This is a genomic window from Streptomyces sp. NPDC048590 (genome assembly GCF_043199535.1).
Taxonomy (GTDB): domain Bacteria; phylum Actinomycetota; class Actinomycetes; order Streptomycetales; family Streptomycetaceae; genus Streptomyces.
This window is the reverse complement of the sequence record NZ_JBICWC010000012.1, coordinates 40,002-56,675: the sequence shown is the minus strand read 5'-3', so window position 1 is coordinate 56,675 and position 16,674 is coordinate 40,002. Positions and strand designations below refer to the sequence as shown.

The following is a 16,674-nucleotide window of genomic DNA, read 5'->3' as shown; positions in this document are numbered from 1 at the left end:
ACGTCACCTCCCTTCGTCTGTGGGCGGGCCGGACAGGATCTCGATCCGGCACCCGGTGTGCACCGGGCACATGGCCCGGACGATCTCGCGGACCCGCTCCGGATCCACCGACCCTGCGCCGTCGCCGGGCCACACCCGGACCAGCGCTTCGTCCGGTGGCTCCGGCGGCAGTTCCGCCCCCGGCGTGCCGGACCACACGGCGCCGCCGTCCTCGGTCACCCGCGCGTGGGCCCCGAGCGCGAGACGCAGGGCGTCGACGAGTCCGCGCGCGGTGCCGCGCCGGCGGTGCAGCTCCATCGCCCTGACGACCGCCTCGCGGCGCTGCTCCATCGGCCACCGCGCGTCGTCCGTGGCTCCCACCCAGGAGGCGAGCCACGCCACGAAGTCGGCGGGCGCCACGCGTGGTTCGAGATAGGCGGGCAGGTTGTCGAGCGTGGCGAACACCGGGGCCAGGACGGTGTCCAGCCCTGCGGTGAAGCGCTGCGCGAAGTCGTCGTCCGCGTACAACGCGGGCAGTTGCCCGCCGATCGGGTGTCGGCTGGACAGACCGGGTACCGCTGCTCTCATCGGCGCACCCCCGCGGTGGCTCCGGTCCGGGCGGCCCTCATCGCCGTGCCTCCGGCTCGATCGCGGTGACGACCACCTGGTGCTGGTACGAGAAGACCAGCGCGCCGGCACCGAGGTCGATCCGGTCCGCGGGCGAACCGCGGCGGCCGGTGATCGGATCTGCGGGGAACAGACGGATGTCCTCGATCAGCGCGTTCCCGGTGGCGCGTTGCAGCACGCCGAACACCTCTCCGTACTGGACGGGGCGTCCGAAGGGCCAGCCGGTGCCGTCAGGTCCTCCGCGCAGCGGGTTGAGGTGCCGGAAGAGGGCGTCGAGTGCGGCCTCGCGTACCCGGTCAGTGTCGCCGGGCGGAGCCGACAGCCTGGCCACCACGGTGACGCCCTGGTAGACGGGTGGTTCGACGACGAGGCGGGTACCGATCAGCCGTCGTTCGTCGAGGGTACGGGTGATCGCCCGCAGCACCTGGTCGGAGGGGATCAGCTGCTCCAGGCGGAGCCGGTCGTCCCCCTCGTCGGCGACCGCGTCCGGTACGACGAGGACCCTCACCGCCCCCGCACCGCCCGCGGGCAGGCAGCGGACCCGGAGCACGGAGGGCGCGGCCTGGCGGCTGAGGATCTCGTAGTCCTCGGCGGTCACCGCACGCTCCTGCATGCGCAGCGCCTCGGGGGCACGCAGCTTGGCGTTGGCGAGGGTCTCACCGGCGACCCCGCCTCGCGCCGCCTCCCGGTTGGAGACCCGGGCGACGTACGGGACCGAGCTGCGCAGCACGGAGATCGCCCCGCGTGCCACGTTGCCCGCCGGACCGCCCCCGGTGCGGTAGCGGGCGACGCGGATGCCCGCGCCCTTGGGCGGTACGGCCCCGCAGAGGCGGAGGGTGCCGTCCGGCTCGCGCAGCGCCGGAGGGAAGCCGAACTCCCCGGTCGTCGCGTCCACCCGGACGTGCCGGTCGGTGGGGCCCGAGCGGCCGAAGTGCTCGACGACGTCCCAGGGTTGCCAGCCGTCGGGCGAGGACACTTCGACCGACGGCGGTTCGGCGTCCAGGAGTACCGGCGGGCGGGCGAGCCGGAAGGTCTGTCCCGCGACGCCCTCGGAGGTTCCGAGGAACACATCGGTGACGGTCTCGGCGTGCTCGACGGACATGGTTCCGCCGACGGTGAACACCTCGGCCTCGCGTACGGTCGGCGACTCCGAGTAGAAGGGCTGCCCGGGCTCCGCCTCGGTGACCCGGCAGCGCAGCCAGCCCGCGCGGTTGCCGCCGATCACCGACGCGGTGTGTCCGGCCGGGACATGCACCATGATCTCGCCGGGCCGGTTGAGGCCGCCGGTGGTGTCGGTTCCCGTCTCACAGGGCTGCCAGCCGCCACCGTCCCACGCCTCCCACACCAGCGGCGGCTGGCGGGGGTCCACGCCGACGCCCTCGACGCGGCTGTCGAGCCGTACGGCGACGACACATCGCGGCACCGCCGTCGGCAGGCCGAACAGCAGCGCGTCGCCCGGTTCCGGTGCCGCCTGGAAGCAGGGCACGTCCTGGCCCTCGGCGAGCATCCCGGTCCTGTCGGTCTGCTCACCGGTCCGGGGCGCTGTCACCAGACGTATCAACTCACTCGGCAGTATGCGGAGTTCGTCCACGGTGGTGAAGGCGACCGGCTCGTCGACGTCCCCGGCCGCGGTGGTGACCTCGGTGCCCGCGGGCAGCACCACCGCGTCGGCCTGGGGCGCCGACAGCCAGAAGTCGACCTCGGCGGTGGCCGCGGCGGGCGGGAACAGCCGGATGTCCAACAGGTCGAGGAAGGCGGTGTAGTTCTTGTCCGGGACCCGGTTCAGCCGGTACAGCAGCTGGTCCACCAGGTAGGCGAAGGTCTCGATGAGGGTGACGCCCGGGTCGGAGACGTTGTGGTCGGTCCACTCCGGGGCACGCTGCTGCACGTAGCGCTTCGCCTCGTCGACCAGCTGCTGGAACCGGCGGTCGTCCAGGTTGGGTGAGGGCAGGGCCATCAGGCGGCGCCCCGTTCCCCGGCAACGGCCGTGAGCCAGGTGCCGGGCCCGGTTTCCGCGCCCTCGCCGGCCGGTTCGTCGGAGGGGATCGTGTAGAACGGGAAGACCAGGTTGCGCCGGTCGTTGGTGGAGCGCAGCGTGTAGTGCACGTCGATGTAGAGGGTGCCGGCCTCCACGGCGTCGAAGGCGACCACCACGTCGTCCACCGCGATCCGCGGTTCCCAGCGCTCCAGCGCCTCGCGCACCTGCTGCGCGACCCGCCCGGCGGTGGCCCCGTCGCCCGGGGCGAAGACGTACTCGTGGATGCCGCAGCCGAACTCGGGCCGCATGGGGCGCTCGCCGGGGGCGGTCCCCAGGACCAGGCGGATGGCCTCCTCGATCTCCCGCTCCTTATCGACCATCGCTATCCCGCCGGTCGGCCCCACCCCGAGGGGGAAGGCCCAGCCTCTGCCGATGAACCGTTCGCTCATCACACCCCGCCGATCAGTACGTTCATGGCGCCGGTCAGCACCATCGCGCCGCAGGCCGTCTTGTCACGGGCCCGTGCGGCCGGCAGTCCGCCGATGAGGACGGTGCCGCCCTTCACCGCGCCCACCGGGTCGGGGATGATCACATTGGCCGGCCCGAGCAGCGCGTGCGGGGGGACCGGGCAGACGCACAGGCTGCCCACGACGGCGGCCGGAAGACCGCCGATGAGGACACGGGCCGCCGCCTGGGCGGCCGGGGGCGGCGGTGTGGTGATCCTGCCGCCGTGGTTGGTGGGGTCGCCCGTGCGGGCTGCGGCTGGCATGCGGTACTCCTCGGTATGAACGGGCTTCTGGTCGGGGTCAGTTGATGCGGATGAGCTTGGCCTTGAGGACGCCGAGCAGACCGCCGTCGACGGTGACGCCCGAACTGCCGGTGACGTTCACCGACCGGCCGCCGATCTTCACGCCGACCCTGCCGTTGATGTCCACGTTCCGGCCGGAGACGCTGACGTCTCCACGCCCCGCGTCGACGGTGATGCCCTTCTTGTCGAGCGTGACCGAGGTGAGGGGCTGCCGGCCCTTGCCCGCGAACACGGACAGCTCGATCCGGTCCTTCCGGTCGTCGAGGAACACCTCCAGCCGTTCGTCGGCGGAGCGCAGCCGGACCCCGGAGGGTCCCGGCGCCCGTGCGTCGAGCAGCTCCACCCGGTGACCCGAACGCGACACCAGGGAACGGCGGTTGACGCGGCCGCTGGTCCGGTCGACCAGGGGCACGTCGTGCGGCGACGGCTTGTCCACGCCGTTGTAGAGGCCGCCGATGACGTAAGGGCTGTCGAGCAGGCCCTGTTCGAAGCCGACCAGCACCTCGTCGTTGACCTCGGGGCTCACAACGCCCCCTCCGCCCTTGCCTCCCCACTGCACGGTGCGCACCCAGTCGGTGACGTAGGTGTCGTCCAGCCAGGGGAACTTGAGCTTCACCGAGCCGCTCTCCGCGCCGCCCACCTCACGCACGTCGGTCACCACGCCGATCGCCAGACCCGGCATGCGCGGGCCCCGGCTCGGCGCGTTGGCGCCGGTGACCAGGCCGGTAAGGGATCGGTCGGGGCTCGCACTGACCCAGACCGTGGTGCGATAGCCCCCGTTGGGCTCCAGGACGTGCTGGACGGCCGTCGCCGTGTAACGCCCGGAGAACGCCTGACCGACGTTGCCCAGTGCCACCGGCTTCCCGGCGCGCAGCAGCGGATTGCCCTCCGCCACCGCCTCGAGCTCACCGAAGCCGGCACTGACACCGTCCGCCACCGCGTCGGCGACCGCCGTCGTCTCGGCCTGGGTGCGGTACGGGGTGTCGGTGACGGTCAGCTTCGACGATCTGCCGAACCGTGCGGCGAGTTGGGGACTCAGTCCCGGCACGACCGTGTCGCTGGTCACCGACGGCTTGCGGGCCACCAGGGGGCGTTTGGTGGTCACGTCCCAGCCCCGCACCTCCACCTGCTGCGCCCCGTCCGCTGCCGACAGGGAGGCCCGCAGCGCCAGCAGGTTCCGTCCGTACTCCAGCACCATCGGGCTGCGGGTGGCCGATGTCGTCGGGGACGGCGCGCCGGCTGCCTTCACCGGCTTGGTGAACTGCAGCAGCCCCTTGTCGTCGACCCGCACCTGGGCGCCGCTCTCTGCCGCGAGGTACTGCAGGAACTCCCAGTCGGAGACGTTCGCCTGCGACAGCTGCTCGTACGTGACGGGGGCGGCCTCGACCTTCCCGCAGGCGAGCCCCGCGCCCGAGGCCACCTTGCGGACGATCGCCGACGCGGTCATGTTCCGGTACGCCACCACCTTGCGGCCCCGCTGGAGGCGGTGCGCCTTGGAGTAGGCCCGTACGACCGTGAAGGAGCCGGTGCGGTCCCGGTCCACCTCCAGTGCGGTCACCTCGCCGTTGAAGAGCCGTTCGCGTGCCTGTCCGCCCACGGTGACGACGGACACCCGCAGCGGGGTGCCGATGGTTATGCCGGTGGCCCGCAGGAACTCGTGGTCGGGGTCGCGGAAGGTGAGCACGGCCGCGTCGGGCAGCCCCACGTTCTCGTCGACCACACAGCTCACCAGTTGTGCGGCCCAGACGGGCGGCAGTTCCCCGGGGGTCTCCACCACGGGGTCGGCCGCGAACGACCGGCCGCCACGTTCCGCCGACGTACTCATCGTTCCTCCTCCGCTCCGGCGTCCCGCAGGCCCGGCACCACCAGGTCGGTGCCGGGCACGAGCGCCATCGGGTCGTCGATCGCGTTGGCCTCCGCGATGACCCGCCAGGCCGTCGCGTCGCCGTACTCCCGCCAGGCGAGCAGCGCCAGGCTGTCGCCCGCCACCACGGTGTGCGTGCTCCGTGCGGTGCGCGCGCCGGAGGTCGGGTTCTGCCCCGCGGGGTCGACGCTCGCCTCCTCGATCGACAGCTGGCAGGTGGCCCTGAGCGGCTTCCCGTCGACGTCGAAGAGGGTGTACGACACCGACAGGCTGGACAGCACCCCGTCGAACGACGTGGTGCGGGCGGTTCCCCATTCGAACCGCACCCACGGGCTGGCCGGCTTCTTCCGGCCGAGGCTCATCGGGGTCGGCACACACGCCTTCATCAGCTTCTCGACCGCCTGCTCCACGGAGTTGTCGTGCTTGGCCGTGGCGTCCAGGAACACGTCGAGGCTCAGGGTGCGCGGACCGCTGCCGACGAACTCGGGCAGCGCCGACTGCCCCGCCATCCTGGACGGGGTGCGCCGCCACTCCGTGGTCTTCTGGAGCTGGAGGGTGGACGGGTTGAACTGCAGGTCGAGCCGTGCGATCGTCCCGCCGGGCTTCGCGCCGACCGAAGTGGGAGGTTCCTTCAGGGTCAGCTGTGCCCGTGCGCGGCTGGCGCGGACCGCTGGGGACATGCGTGGACTTCCTTTCCCGGTACGGGTGTCGAGGCGTGGTGCGAGGACGGTGGGCGCGCGGCGGTCACGGGCCGGGCGCGCTACTCAGCGCGTCAGGAGGGCCGCAGACCCTCGTGGGCGATCTCCAGGGTCTCCACCGCCGCCTGGGAGCTGCTGGGGTCGAAGGACGGGCCCTGCCAGCGGACCGGGACGATCCCGAACACCTGCCAGCTGATGATCCGTGTCAGGTCGGGTCTCAGTGCCACGATCTCGCCGTCCTTGGGTTCCACCCGCCGCAGCGTCTCGTCCAGCCAGCGGCCGATCTTCGCCGTGTCGGCGGTGACCGGTCGGGTCAGGGTGATGTTCGACCAGCTGACCCTGCCGGGCAGTTGCCAGGTGAACCCGTTGTTCCCGCCCTCCGCATAGCTCTCCATCTCGACCTCGGCGCCCATGCCCGAGCAGGTCTGGAACGCGCCCAGGTCGTCGCCGCCGATCGCGAGCCGGAAGAACACGCTCGTGGCGAAGATGTTGTCCGTCATCAGTCCGTCATCCGTTCCGTGCCACGCCCTCAGCGGCGTCCGTCGTAGGGGCGGCCCGTGCGTTCCCTGCCGCGCCGCAGTTCGGTGCGGAGCAGCCGGGCCACCGGGTCGAGGAGGCGGCGTGCCAGGTCGTCGAGGTCGAGGCCGGGATCTCTCGGGTCGTCGGCCCTCGACGCCCCCTTGGCCGGGGACGAGGACGAGGTGGAGCGCGCGGGTGCGCCCGGACGGCCCGCGGCGACCGCGAGGTCCCCTGCCGGTGAGGCCGTCCGCGACCGGTCCTTGGCCGGTGCCGCCTTCGCCGGGGTTCCCTTGGCGACCGCCAGGTCTCCGGCGGGTGAAGGGGCGCGCTGGACCGGCAGCGCGGCCCCCGCTCCCCCGGCGGGCGGCTGAGCGGTGACCACCGCCCTGGGGCGCACCAGGGCCACGGGCCCGGCCTGTGCCTGCGGAGTGGGCGGGCCGCCCGTTGCCGGTGGCGTGCCCGGCGCGCTCACCGGCAGGCTCCCGGCCTGTACGGCGGTTGCCTCCGGGCGCGCCGGGGCGGGCATCACGACGGGTACGCGCGGTGCGGGCGTCACGACGGCTACGCGCGGTGCGGCGGGCCGGGTGTCGGTCACCGGAACCGGGGCGGGGTGACCGGGCGACCGGGCGTGGTCCCGGATCGCCCGGCCCGTGGGTGCGTGGGGCGCGGAGTGTGCCGTGGGGGCCCCGGCCCGGACGCCGTGCGCGTCTCCACCCAGGTGGGCTGCCGCGGCGCGCTGCACCGGGGCGCCCGGTGACCCGGGCGGTGAGGCCTGGCTTTCCGGGGCGTGAGCGGGCGTCCCGGGCCAGCGCGCGGGTACGACGAGGCCGCCTCCCGCGCGGGCGGGGGTGGCGGGCGGCGCCAGTCCTTCCGGGACCCGGGTGCTCAGGGTGAGCGGCCGTGCGGGCAGGAGGGGCAGCGATGCGGCGGTGAGCATCGGGCCGGTGACCGTCCCGGCCGGGGTGGCGCCGGGCCGGTGGGCCACCGGGCCCGTGGACCCGTCACCGGTGACCGGGAGCGGGCCCCGGCCGGAGGTCCCGGAGTCTGTCGCCGCCGACGCCACGGAGCGCGCGACGACGAGGGGGATTCCGGGCGCGGGCGCCCGAGGTGGCCGTACGCCCCGGACTTCGGCAGCGGGTGAGATGGGGCCTGACGCCCGGGAAGGCCCTCGGTGACCGCCGGGGGCGGCGCCCGACCCGGTCGGCGGTGCGGGGCGGGGACCGGCCGGCGAGGTGGAGTGTGCGCCGGTCGCGAAGACCGGTCCAGGCACGGACGCCCGGTGCTCGGGGCGCTGCCGTTCCGGCCCGACGCCCCCCGTACGCGGGCTGTCCGTCGCCGTACCCGTGGGTGCTCCCGTCCGGTGCGCGGACCCGGTGGGTCCGTCACCCGTCGTCGTGCCGGCGGGGGCTGTGCGGTGCGAGGGGCGTACCAGCGGGGTGGCCGGGCCCGTCGGTCCGGGGCCCTCGGCGTCGGAAGCCATGGCACCTCCCCCGGCGAACGGGCCCTCGGTGACCGCGCGCTGGACATCGCCCCGTCCCAGCAGGGGCGCGCCCGTACCGCCACCCGGCCCCGCCGTCGGCCGGTGTGCCGCTGACCCGGGCATACCGGAACCGGGCACGCCTGCCGTCGGTGGCAGGGACGGGAGGGGCGCGCCGAGGCCGCCGCGCGCGCGGGCCCCCGAGCGGTCGCCCGGCGTGTCCCGCGGCGCCGGGACGGCGGGTGCGGAAGGCACGGACGCGGAGGGCGCGGAGGGCGCGGAGGGCTCTGCGACAGGGCCGGACGCACCGGCCGCCCGGTCCGTGCCCGTGCCTTCCGCTCGCCTCTGGACCGCGACAGGGAGGGGCGGGCCGGACGGCGTCGGCTTCTGAGTCGCATCAGTCGTGAACTGACGCGCTGTGGCCGGAAGTTCCCCCAGCGGCGCGCCCAGTGGTGCCCGACCGGCCGGCGCTGCGGGAGACGGAGAGCTCGACTCCCCCGCAGACCGTGCACCGGTCGGTGCGCCGGCCTGGCCGGGGGCGGCGGCCGAGCGCACACCGGCCGCCTCACCAGCGGCGGGCCGCAGGGCCGGGACGGTACGCACGGGACCGGCCGGCCGTCGGGCGACGGTCAGCGCGGGCCGGACCGCGCGGGGCCGTACGACCCGTGCGGCGCCGACGCCCCGAGGGGCCTCCCCCGCGCCGGTCCGCCCGGCCGCCTCCGTTGACGTACGCTGCACGGCCGGCCCGGGAGTGACCGGCGGCCGGACCACCGACACCCGCCGGACCAAGGGCACTTGGACGGCCCGCACAGGGTGATCACCCCGAACGGGAGCCACCACCGGCGCGCCTGCCGTCTGCCGTGCGGAAGGCGGAGCAGCCGCCGTACGAGCGGCCGGCGATCCCGTGGAGCCCGCGCCCTCACCGCTCCCCCGCCCGGTCGGCGTACGAGGGGCGGGGGATCCGGGCGACCCGGCGTCCGCGGCGCGCCCACCGCGCACCGCCGCCGTACCTCCGCGTGGGCGCGAGGACGGCCGTACGGCTGCCGGGGCCGAAGGCCCCTCGGCGTCACCCGCCGAATCGCCCTGCGTCCGTACCGCTCTGAGCAGCAGCGGCCCGCTTCCGCCGCCCGACGCACTGGGTTCCGCCGGTCGCGTGACTCCCCGTACGAGGCCCGTCGGGGCGGTGGGCAGCACGGCGTGGCCGAGGGTGCCGCCGAGGGAGGGGTTCTGCCAGGAGGCGAGTCCCGCCCTGAAGACGAGGCCGTCGCTGACCCCGAGCGGCGTCCGCGAGACGGTGAGCTCGGGCGCGGAGGTACGACGCCAGCCGCCGTCCCAGTCGCCGGGTACGGCCGAGGGGTTGCCCGCGCCGTCCGGTCCGGACGGGTCCGCCTGCGCGGGACCGCCGGTCGTCGGGCGGTCCGGGCCGGCGGGCGCCGCCGGTGCGCCCTTCCCGCCGGACAGTCGCGCGGCCCGCTGCCGCCACCTGTCCCGCCATGCCGCCATCTACTCAACCACTCTCGTTCATACGGGTGTTGATCCGGGCGATCTCGGCCACCCACTGCCGGCGTTCGTCGTGGGTCAGATCGAGGATCTCCTCGCGTGCCCAGTGGAAGTGATAGGCGATGTACGCGACTTCCTCCCGGAGCCGGGGAAGGGCGTACGTCACGATTCCCCCAGGCGCCCACCCGAGAGATCGACCTCGAAGTGGCCCTCGCAGTGCGGGCAGGTCACCGCCGCCCTGGTGTGGCCCTCGCTGTTGACGCGACGGTAGAAGTCCTGCAGGAAGGCGACATCCGTGGCGTACATGCGCTCCACGACGCCCGCGTGCACATCGGTGATGTCACCGATCCTGGTGATCACCTGGCTCAGCAGGACGACGCTGAGGTAGGCCGGGTTCTCCTTGACCCTGAGGTCGATCTGCGGCCGGAGTTCGTCGCGGGCCGTGGCCAGGCGCATCGCGCCGTGCCGGTGGACCGTGCCCGCCTCGTCGACGTACCCGCGCGGCAGCTCGAACTCGAACTCCGTGCGCAGCCCTTGGCCCTGGCCGGGAGGCGGGACGGCGGCGGGGGGTGCCGCCACCGGCTCGTTCGCCTGGACCGCGGGGTCGGTCATCTGGAGGAGCTCGTCCAGATTGCCCGCTGTCACCGTGCGACGCCTCATTCGACGACGATCTCCTCGAACACGATGGTGACGGACTCGGTCGCCGGGGAGGAGTCGCCGGCCTTCAGCGAGGGCCCCTCCCACTTGGAGGCCCAGCCCTGCATCAGCTGGATGCGGCGGACCGTGTTGCCCTCGGAGTCCTTGATCTCGATGGTGAGGTTCTGCCGCGCGGAGTTCACCGCGCCGTTGTTCAGGGTCTCCTTGATCCAGTTGGTGAACTCGCTGCTCTGGTCGAGTCCGCGGGTGATCGTGATCTCGCCGGCCTGCCGGGCACCCGGCTGCTTGCGGATGATCTGCTTGCCCTCGGCGGTGACCTGCTTCACCTCGACGACATCCTCCTCGACGGTGAAGCCGCTGATCTCCTGGATCGACTCGACCAGGTAGCCGCCCAGCTGCACGCCGAAGACATGGGTGGAAAGAGCGTCGCCCGTTGCCATGACTGTCTGTCACCTATTCCTTACAGGACCCGGGGGTCACTCGTCGACGAGGCTGGTGCTGTCGGAGAACTGGGCCAGCCTGAACACCACGAACTCCGCGGGCTTGACCGGCGAGACACCGATGTCACAGACGACCCGGCCCTGGTCGATGGATTCCTGCGGGTTGTTGTCCCGGTCGCACTTGACGTAGAAGGCCTCTTCGGCAGTGCGGCCGAAGAGCGCACCGCGCCGCCACTCCTCGGTGAGGAAGGCGGTGACGTTGCGCCGGATGCTCGACCAGAGCCGGTCGTCGTTCGGCTCGAACACCACCCACTGGGTGCCCAGGAGGATCGACTCCTCCAGGTAGTTGAAGAGCCGGCGCACGTTCAGATAGCGCCACGCCGGGTCCGAGGAGAGGGTGCGTGCGCCCCAGATCCGGATGCCCCGGCCGGGGAAGGCCCGGACACAGTTGACCCCGATCGGGTTCAGCAGGTCCTGCTCGCCCTTGCTGAGCCGGATCTCCAGGTCGACCGCTCCGCGGATCACCTCGTTGGCGGGGGCCTTGTGGACGCCCCGTTCGGCGTCGCTGCGCGCCCAGACACCGGCGATGTGACCGCTCGGCGGGACCGTGGCGTTGCGCCCGGCGGCCGGGTCGAAGACCCGCACCCACGGGTAGTAGAGGGTGGCGTACCGGGAGTCGTAACCCGCCTCGTCGTTACGCCAGTTGCGCACCTGCTGGGCGTTGAGGCCGGGCGGGGCGTCGAGCACCGCCACCCGGTCGCCCATCTGCTCGCAGTGCGCGATCACCGCGAGCTGCACGGTCCGTACGCCCTCGGCGTCGATGTCGCCGCGCTGGTAGGCGCTCATCAGGTCCGGCACCGCGACCATGGTGATCTCGTCGATGGCCTCGAGGCCGCCGAACCCGGTACGGGCCGCGGGGTCGCCGACGTACTCGGAGGCGTCCAGCCTGGCCACCTCGCCGGAACCGGACGCGGTGGGCGAGGCCGGGGCGTCCGGGACCGCCACGGTCCCGTTCGCCGGGCGGCTCGGGGTGGCGCCCTGCTGCTCGGTGACCTCGACCAGCTTGGAGGCACGGGCCTGGGTGACCAGGTAGCCCTTGACGTTCTTGCGGGTGGAGGCCTCGTACGTCTCCACCACCTGGTCGCCCTGGCGGACGAGGAACGTAAAGCGGTCCTCGGGCGGGTTCTCGCCGCCCGCGTCGGCGATCTCCACCGACACGCCGGTGCTGCCGGGCCGCCCGGTGAGCAGGAAGCCGCCGAGTTCCACCGGCTGCGCGGCCTTGGACTCGCGCCGCTTCCCGCCCTGCGCCGGGGCGGAGTTGTCCTCGGGCGTACCGCCGATGCGCACGATGTACGCGGCGCCGCCGCCGTTGGCGAAGTAGCCGTAGACGGAGTGGGGCAGGTAGGTGCCCTCTGCGAAGCCGCCGAAGAGCTGGGTGTACTGGTCCCAGCTGGTGACCAGCGTCGGCGTGTGGAACGGACCGCTGCGGGCGAACCCGACGAACGCGGCGACGGCGGTGCCGACCCCTTCGATGGGCCGGGCACCGGACTGCACCTCCTCCACGTACACGCCCGGGGTGAGGTACGTCGGCATGCTCGCTCCTTCAGGTTCTTGCGGATCGTTCACCTGTGTCCAGGGCGAGTCTGCGCGGTGCGCGGGCCGGGACGACAGGGACGCGGGGACCCTGGCGGGGGCAGCGGCTCTGCCCTCGTCCACCGCTGACGGGCGCCCGGCAGCCACCCCGGCCTGCCCTCCCCTCTGCCCGTACCGTCCTGGACGGCGCCCGCGCCCGCGCGTTCCACTGGGGGCCGCAGCATGGGTGTGCCTACGAGGGGGCAGTGAGTGCGGAGATCCAGGGTTCACGGCTCCACGGCTCACAGCGGGGACACCGAGGTCCGGCAGCCGGCGCAGGGCCAGACGTCCGCCGGCCGGCAGGCGTCCCCCGGAGGGGCCGTCGGCCTTCCCCCGCTGACCGCCGACGCCCTCCGCTCCGCTCAGCACGGCGTCGGCAACGCGGTGGTGAACGGGATGATCGCCCGTCGTGTCCGCGCGTCGGCCGAACACGCCCCGGAGCAGCCGGACGCCGAAGTGCGCGAGGTGCTGCGCTCTGCGGGTTCACCACTCGCCCGTCCGGTGAGGCAGGAGATGGAGAGCAGGTTCGGTGCCGACTTCTCCGACGTACGACTGCACACCGGGGCGGACGCGCGCAGTTCCGCGTCCGGTATCGGCGCCCGGGCCTACACCTCGGGCAGCCATGTCGTCATCGGTGAAGGGGGTGGCGACAAGCACACCCTGGCCCATGAACTGACCCATGTGCTCCAGCAGCGCCGGGGCCCGGTCTCCGGCACCGACCGGGGGGACGGCCTGCGGGTCAGTGACCCGTCCGACCGCTTCGAGCGGGAGGCGGAGAGCAACGCGCACCGAGTGATGACGGGCCCTGTTCCGGCGGCCGGGGTCCCGGCCGCCGAGGCGGCGGCGTCACCCGGGGGGACCGTCTCCCGGTCGGCGGTCGCTTCGGATGACGCCGTCGCCAGGCCGGCGGTGGTCCAGCGGAAGGGCTTCGAGGAGCTGTCGGGCGGGCTCCCCGCCCCTTCCTCGGGCCGGTCCGTGAAGTCCTTCCTCAAGTCCTTCTCGCTGGGTCCGGCAGAGGAGCCGGACCAACTGCGTTCCATTCGGGAGGACATCGCCAAGTACGACGCGGACTCACGGCGGGATCCCGCGTACTGCATGGAGCGGCTGCGGAGTCTTCTGATCGCGGTGGGCGAGGCCGAGGACCAGCTCGGTGCCCAGGCGCGGTCGGGCGTCGTCAAGGACTTCCTCGTGGCTGCGCGCCGGGCTCTCAGGGCCGAGAAGGACCTGGTGGCCGAGCAGATGGTCCGGGACAACTCCTTTCCCGCCGAGGCCCGGCCTCCCTACGAGGCGATGACCGCAGGCGGCATGCTCTGGAACGAGGAAACCTGGGCGGACAGCGCCGCCGCCTTCGCCATGCACGGGCCGAGTTACTTCCGTGAGCTCTCCGAGCTGAACAGGGCCGGCATGTCGAAGGAGATCGCCGGACGGGGGCCGCGGGAGTGGGTCGACCGGGTAAAGGGCCCTCTGGACGCCGCGCTCAGGGGGGCCTGGTTGTGCCACTACACCGACTGGCTGCCCCCGCTGACCGGTCCCGCTGAGATCAAGTCGAAGACGGAGCTGTTGCGAGGCAACCCTGACGCCGCCAACAACTCCGAGGCCTACGACAAGCACGTGATCGCGAACGAAGGCTTCGTCTTCTTCGTCCTGGAGGCCCCGGACAGCGAGTTCCGCGACAGCCGGTTCGGGAAGAACCGGATCGAGATCCCCCTGGCGGACTCACCCCTGGAGTCCCAGGGCTGGCTCATGCTGAGCGACTTCGCCCAGCGCGAGTACCCGAGCAGTGCCGCCGCTCCGGCCGACCCGGCCGAGACCGCGAGCGCCCTGCCCACCCGGCAGGAGCGGTTGCCCGCCGGATACACCCTGCCGGTACGCGGCTTCGACCTCGGTACGCGGCACGCGGAGCTGGACGACGTGGCCTTGGTGGAGCGGATGGGCTCGGAACCGGACAAGGAGCGCGCGGGTCAGATCGGCTACTCCATGACACAGGCGGCGGCGGACCAGCACAGCAGGATGGTCTACGGCCCCGACGGTCAGCGGAAGGAGTACGAGGAACGGCTGCGCTCCAACACGCTGAAGGGCCGGGACATCGTGCCCGGCCTCGTGGACCGCGCGGTGCTGGAGATCATGCGGTTCGAGGAGACCAACCCGCAGCTCGCCAACCGCCTCAAGAGCATGTCGGGCCAGGAGCTCATGCGGTACATGCTCCGGGACCTCGTGCGCCCGCAGGCGATGCTGCCCGGCACGGTGGACCTCGGCAACGCCACGATCCGGAGCAAGTCGGGAATCCTGCGTCAGCCCACTCCGGCGACGTAGCTCCCGATCCTGCCCGGGCCAGGCCCGGGACCGGGTCCGCTCCGCCCCGGCCTCGCGTCAGCTCAGCTGCCGGTGGCCTCGGCCAGGTAGCGCCCGAACTCGCTCTCCAGGACCAGCCGTCCGAGCTTCCGGTACTCCTGGGCGATCGCGGTGACCAGCTGCCGCATGGTGAGGGGCTCGCCCGACTCGGCCGCGAGATAGGCCGCGGTCACCGCGCAGGCCCGGATCGAGCCACCGGCCAGTTCGAAGCGGCCCGCGCAGAACCCGAGGTCCAGGTCGTCGTCCCGGGGTATCCGCGGGCCGAGGCAGCGGTCCCACAGGGCGAGGCGATGGCCGGCGTCGGGTACCGGGAAGTCGGCGATCACGTCGATGCGGCGGGTGAACGCCTCGTCCAGATTGGCCCGCAGGTTGGTGGTGAGCACGGCGATCCCGTCGAAGGACTCCATGCGCTGGAGCAGGTACGCCGACTCGATGTTGGCGTGCCGGTCGTGGGCGTCCTTGACCTCCGAGCGTTTCCCGAAGATGGCGTCGGCCTCGTCGAACAGCAGGACCGCGTTGACGGCCGATGCCTCGGTGAAGATCCGTTCCAGGTTCTTCTCGGTCTCCCCGACGTACTTGTCGACCACGGTGGACAGGTCGACCACGTACAGGTCCATGCCGAGGTCCGCCGCGACGACCTCGGCGGACATGGTCTTACCGGTACCGGACTCTCCCGCGAAGAGCGCGATCACCCCTCGCCCACGGCCGCCGCCCGGACGCATCCCCCACTGTCCGAGCACCTGTTCGCGGTGGCGGGCCCGCAGCGCGAGTTCGCGGAGCCGCCGGCCGGTGGCGGGCGGGAGCACCAGGTCGTCCCATCCGACTGCGGGTTCGACCCGGCGGGCGAGCCGGTCGAGTCCGGCGCCGTTCTGGGCGCGTACCGCGGTACGCAGGTCGTCCGCCCCGACGGGGCGGCCCTCCAGCGCGGCAGTGCGTACCGCCACCTCGGCGGCGCGGCGCACCTGCCCGGAGTCCAGCCGGTGCGCGGCTACCGCGTGGGCAAGCCCTTCGTACGCCCCTTCCGGGCCGGCCTCGGCTCCCGCCGCAGCTTCCAGAGCGTGTCGCCAGCGCGCCGCCTGCCGCTCCGGGGAAGGTGCGGCCACGGTCAGGGTCACCGGAGTGTCGGCCGCCCACTGCGGGTCCCAGCCTCCCGCGCCGTGGGTGAGCAGGGGGATACCTCGCAGCGCCGCGCACATCTCCCGCAGTGTCCTGGCCCGTTCGGCCGGCTCCGCGGGCAGGGACTCGAGCGGGCCGAGGGTGACCCCGGCGCGGGTGAGACGGGCCTCGCGCGCGGTGACCCGGGCGAGTTCGGGTACGTCGGCGGAGCGCCGGGCGAGCGCGGCGGCGTCCACCACCAGCGGGCGGAGTCCGGCGGTCAGCAGGGCGGCGACGGCCAAGCCCTCGGCGTCGCCTCCCCGGCCGCGCAGATGGACGAGGCCGGTTCCGGTGGCGGCCGCGTCGGCCACCCGGCGGATGTCCGCCTCCTGGGCGGTGAAGTCCTCCCGGGGTTCGCCGAGTACACCGCTGAGCCGTGCGTCGGGCAGCTCACTGCCGAGCAGGTGTCCGGTGACCCGGTCGGGAACCACCAGGACACGCGAGAGCGGCGGGCGTTCCGGTTCGGTGACCTCCACCAGGCCTCCGGCCGTCAGCGGCGCTCCGGGAGCGAGCCGGAACCGGGCGGACGCCAGGTCGCCCATGCCGCACAGCTCCAGGGCGAGTCCGACGGTGGGCCGTCGCCGTGTCAGATCGTCGTTGAGGTAGCCGTAGAGCCGCTCGAAGCGTGCGTCCACGTCGGGCAGCAGGGCGACCAGCAGCAGGTCCAGGTCCGTCGGGGCGAGCCCGAACCTCCGGGCGAGGCCGTCGAGCCGGGACCCTGCCGGCGGCTCCCAGGTCTCCACGGCCGGTACGCCGAGGCCGCCCGGCTCGTCGAGGAGGCGGGCCGCGGCCTCCGGGGTGAGGTACTGCCCCCGGTACGGGTCGTCGGGGTCCGGGTCGGCGGCGCGGCGCCGCGCCACCGCCTCCCTTACGCGTCGCTCGATCAGACCGAGCCTGGCCCACAAGGGGTCCGGGCCGGACGGCTCGGCGGGAACGGGCATGGATCGGTCCTCGGATCCGGGGCCTGCCCCGCGCCGCTCCACGGGCT

At 73.3% G+C, this 16,674-nt stretch carries 14 protein-coding genes; 1 reads left to right on the top strand and 13 read right to left on the bottom strand.

All coding sequences use genetic code 11. From position 1 onward, the window contains the following. Positions 1-3: 3 nt before the first annotated feature. The 12 genes from ACGFNN_RS29995 to ACGFNN_RS29940 form a co-directional block, all read right to left on the bottom strand. Positions 4-567, bottom strand: coding sequence for a phage tail protein (locus ACGFNN_RS29995; protein WP_393560591.1), 564 nt, complete (start codon positions 565-567; stop codon positions 4-6). Positions 568-604: 37 nt separating this feature from the next. Then, entirely contained in the window at positions 605-2,563 is a 1,959-nt protein-coding gene (locus ACGFNN_RS29990) for a putative baseplate assembly protein (protein ID WP_393560589.1), read from the bottom strand. Next, complete coding sequence (locus ACGFNN_RS29985; RefSeq protein WP_393560587.1) at positions 2,563-3,033, bottom strand: GPW/gp25 family protein; 471 nt, start codon at positions 3,031-3,033, stop codon at positions 2,563-2,565. Before ACGFNN_RS29985 ends, ACGFNN_RS29990 begins: the two co-directional genes overlap by 1 nt. Then, a complete protein-coding gene (locus ACGFNN_RS29980; protein WP_362663542.1) occupies positions 3,033-3,353 on the bottom strand; it encodes a PAAR domain-containing protein in 321 nt (106 codons plus the stop codon). Before ACGFNN_RS29980 ends, ACGFNN_RS29985 begins: the two co-directional genes overlap by 1 nt. A 37-nt stretch (positions 3,354-3,390) precedes the next feature. Continuing rightward, on the bottom strand, positions 3,391-5,217 hold the full coding sequence (locus tag ACGFNN_RS29975) for a VgrG-related protein (protein ID WP_393560585.1): 1,827 nt from the start codon (positions 5,215-5,217) through the stop codon (positions 3,391-3,393). Continuing rightward, positions 5,214-5,936 (bottom strand): LysM peptidoglycan-binding domain-containing protein, encoded by a 723-nt coding sequence (locus tag ACGFNN_RS29970; protein ID WP_393560583.1) that lies wholly within the window; start codon positions 5,934-5,936, stop codon positions 5,214-5,216. The genes ACGFNN_RS29975 and ACGFNN_RS29970 overlap by 4 nt, the downstream gene beginning before the upstream one ends. Before the next feature lie 92 nt (positions 5,937-6,028). Then, complete coding sequence (locus tag ACGFNN_RS29965; protein WP_362539483.1) at positions 6,029-6,454, bottom strand: phage tail protein; 426 nt, start codon at positions 6,452-6,454, stop codon at positions 6,029-6,031. 29 nt (positions 6,455-6,483) lie between these two features. Beyond that, positions 6,484-7,458 (bottom strand): hypothetical protein, encoded by a 975-nt coding sequence (locus ACGFNN_RS29960; protein WP_393560581.1) that lies wholly within the window; start codon positions 7,456-7,458, stop codon positions 6,484-6,486. A gap of 1,999 nt (positions 7,459-9,457) precedes the next feature. After that, positions 9,458-9,616 (bottom strand): DUF6760 family protein, encoded by a 159-nt coding sequence (locus ACGFNN_RS29955; RefSeq protein ID WP_362539477.1) that lies wholly within the window; start codon positions 9,614-9,616, stop codon positions 9,458-9,460. Then, positions 9,613-10,110 (bottom strand): hypothetical protein, encoded by a 498-nt coding sequence (locus ACGFNN_RS29950; RefSeq protein ID WP_393560579.1) that lies wholly within the window; start codon positions 10,108-10,110, stop codon positions 9,613-9,615. The genes ACGFNN_RS29955 and ACGFNN_RS29950 overlap by 4 nt, the downstream gene beginning before the upstream one ends. After that, positions 10,107-10,547 carry a phage tail protein gene (locus ACGFNN_RS29945; RefSeq protein WP_362539471.1) on the bottom strand — a complete coding sequence of 147 codons (441 nt, stop codon included), beginning with the start codon at positions 10,545-10,547 and terminating at the stop codon, positions 10,107-10,109. The genes ACGFNN_RS29950 and ACGFNN_RS29945 overlap by 4 nt, the downstream gene beginning before the upstream one ends. Before the next feature lie 36 nt (positions 10,548-10,583). After that, positions 10,584-12,140: a phage tail sheath family protein gene (locus ACGFNN_RS29940; RefSeq protein WP_393560577.1), complete on the bottom strand. Its 1,557-nt coding sequence runs from the start codon at positions 12,138-12,140 to the stop codon at positions 10,584-10,586. Positions 12,141-12,389: 249 nt separating this feature from the next. Here ACGFNN_RS29940 and ACGFNN_RS29935 point away from each other — a divergent pair, with 249 nt between their 5' ends. Beyond that, on the top strand, positions 12,390-14,492 hold the full coding sequence (locus ACGFNN_RS29935) for a DUF4157 domain-containing protein (RefSeq protein ID WP_393560575.1): 2,103 nt from the start codon (positions 12,390-12,392) through the stop codon (positions 14,490-14,492). A gap of 62 nt (positions 14,493-14,554) precedes the next feature. On the opposite strand, the gene ACGFNN_RS29930 is transcribed toward ACGFNN_RS29935, so the two are convergent. Next, positions 14,555-16,627: an ATP-binding protein gene (locus ACGFNN_RS29930; RefSeq protein ID WP_393560573.1), complete on the bottom strand. Its 2,073-nt coding sequence runs from the start codon at positions 16,625-16,627 to the stop codon at positions 14,555-14,557. Positions 16,628-16,674 lie beyond the last annotated feature (47 nt).

Excerpts from the sequence above, each read along its gene's own strand:
- ACGFNN_RS29990 (WP_393560589.1), bottom strand. The coding sequence starts at position 2,563 with ATGGCCCTGCCCTCACCCAACCTGGACGACCGCCGGTTCCAGCAGCTG.
- ACGFNN_RS29965 (WP_362539483.1), bottom strand. The coding sequence starts at position 6,454 with ATGACGGACAACATCTTCGCCACGAGCGTGTTCTTCCGGCTCGCGATC.
- ACGFNN_RS29940 (WP_393560577.1), bottom strand. The coding sequence starts at position 12,140 with ATGCCGACGTACCTCACCCCGGGCGTGTACGTGGAGGAGGTGCAGTCC.
- ACGFNN_RS29950 (WP_393560579.1), bottom strand. The coding sequence starts at position 10,110 with ATGAGGCGTCGCACGGTGACAGCGGGCAATCTGGACGAGCTCCTCCAG.
- ACGFNN_RS29930 (WP_393560573.1), bottom strand. The coding sequence starts at position 16,627 with ATGCCCGTTCCCGCCGAGCCGTCCGGCCCGGACCCCTTGTGGGCCAGG.
- ACGFNN_RS29945 (WP_362539471.1), bottom strand. The coding sequence starts at position 10,547 with ATGGCAACGGGCGACGCTCTTTCCACCCATGTCTTCGGCGTGCAGCTG.
- ACGFNN_RS29980 (WP_362663542.1), bottom strand. The coding sequence starts at position 3,353 with ATGCCAGCCGCAGCCCGCACGGGCGACCCCACCAACCACGGCGGCAGG.
- ACGFNN_RS29995 (WP_393560591.1), bottom strand. The coding sequence starts at position 567 with ATGAGAGCAGCGGTACCCGGTCTGTCCAGCCGACACCCGATCGGCGGG.
- ACGFNN_RS29970 (WP_393560583.1), bottom strand. The coding sequence starts at position 5,936 with ATGTCCCCAGCGGTCCGCGCCAGCCGCGCACGGGCACAGCTGACCCTG.
- ACGFNN_RS29975 (WP_393560585.1), bottom strand. The coding sequence starts at position 5,217 with ATGAGTACGTCGGCGGAACGTGGCGGCCGGTCGTTCGCGGCCGACCCC.
- ACGFNN_RS29985 (WP_393560587.1), bottom strand. The coding sequence starts at position 3,033 with ATGAGCGAACGGTTCATCGGCAGAGGCTGGGCCTTCCCCCTCGGGGTG.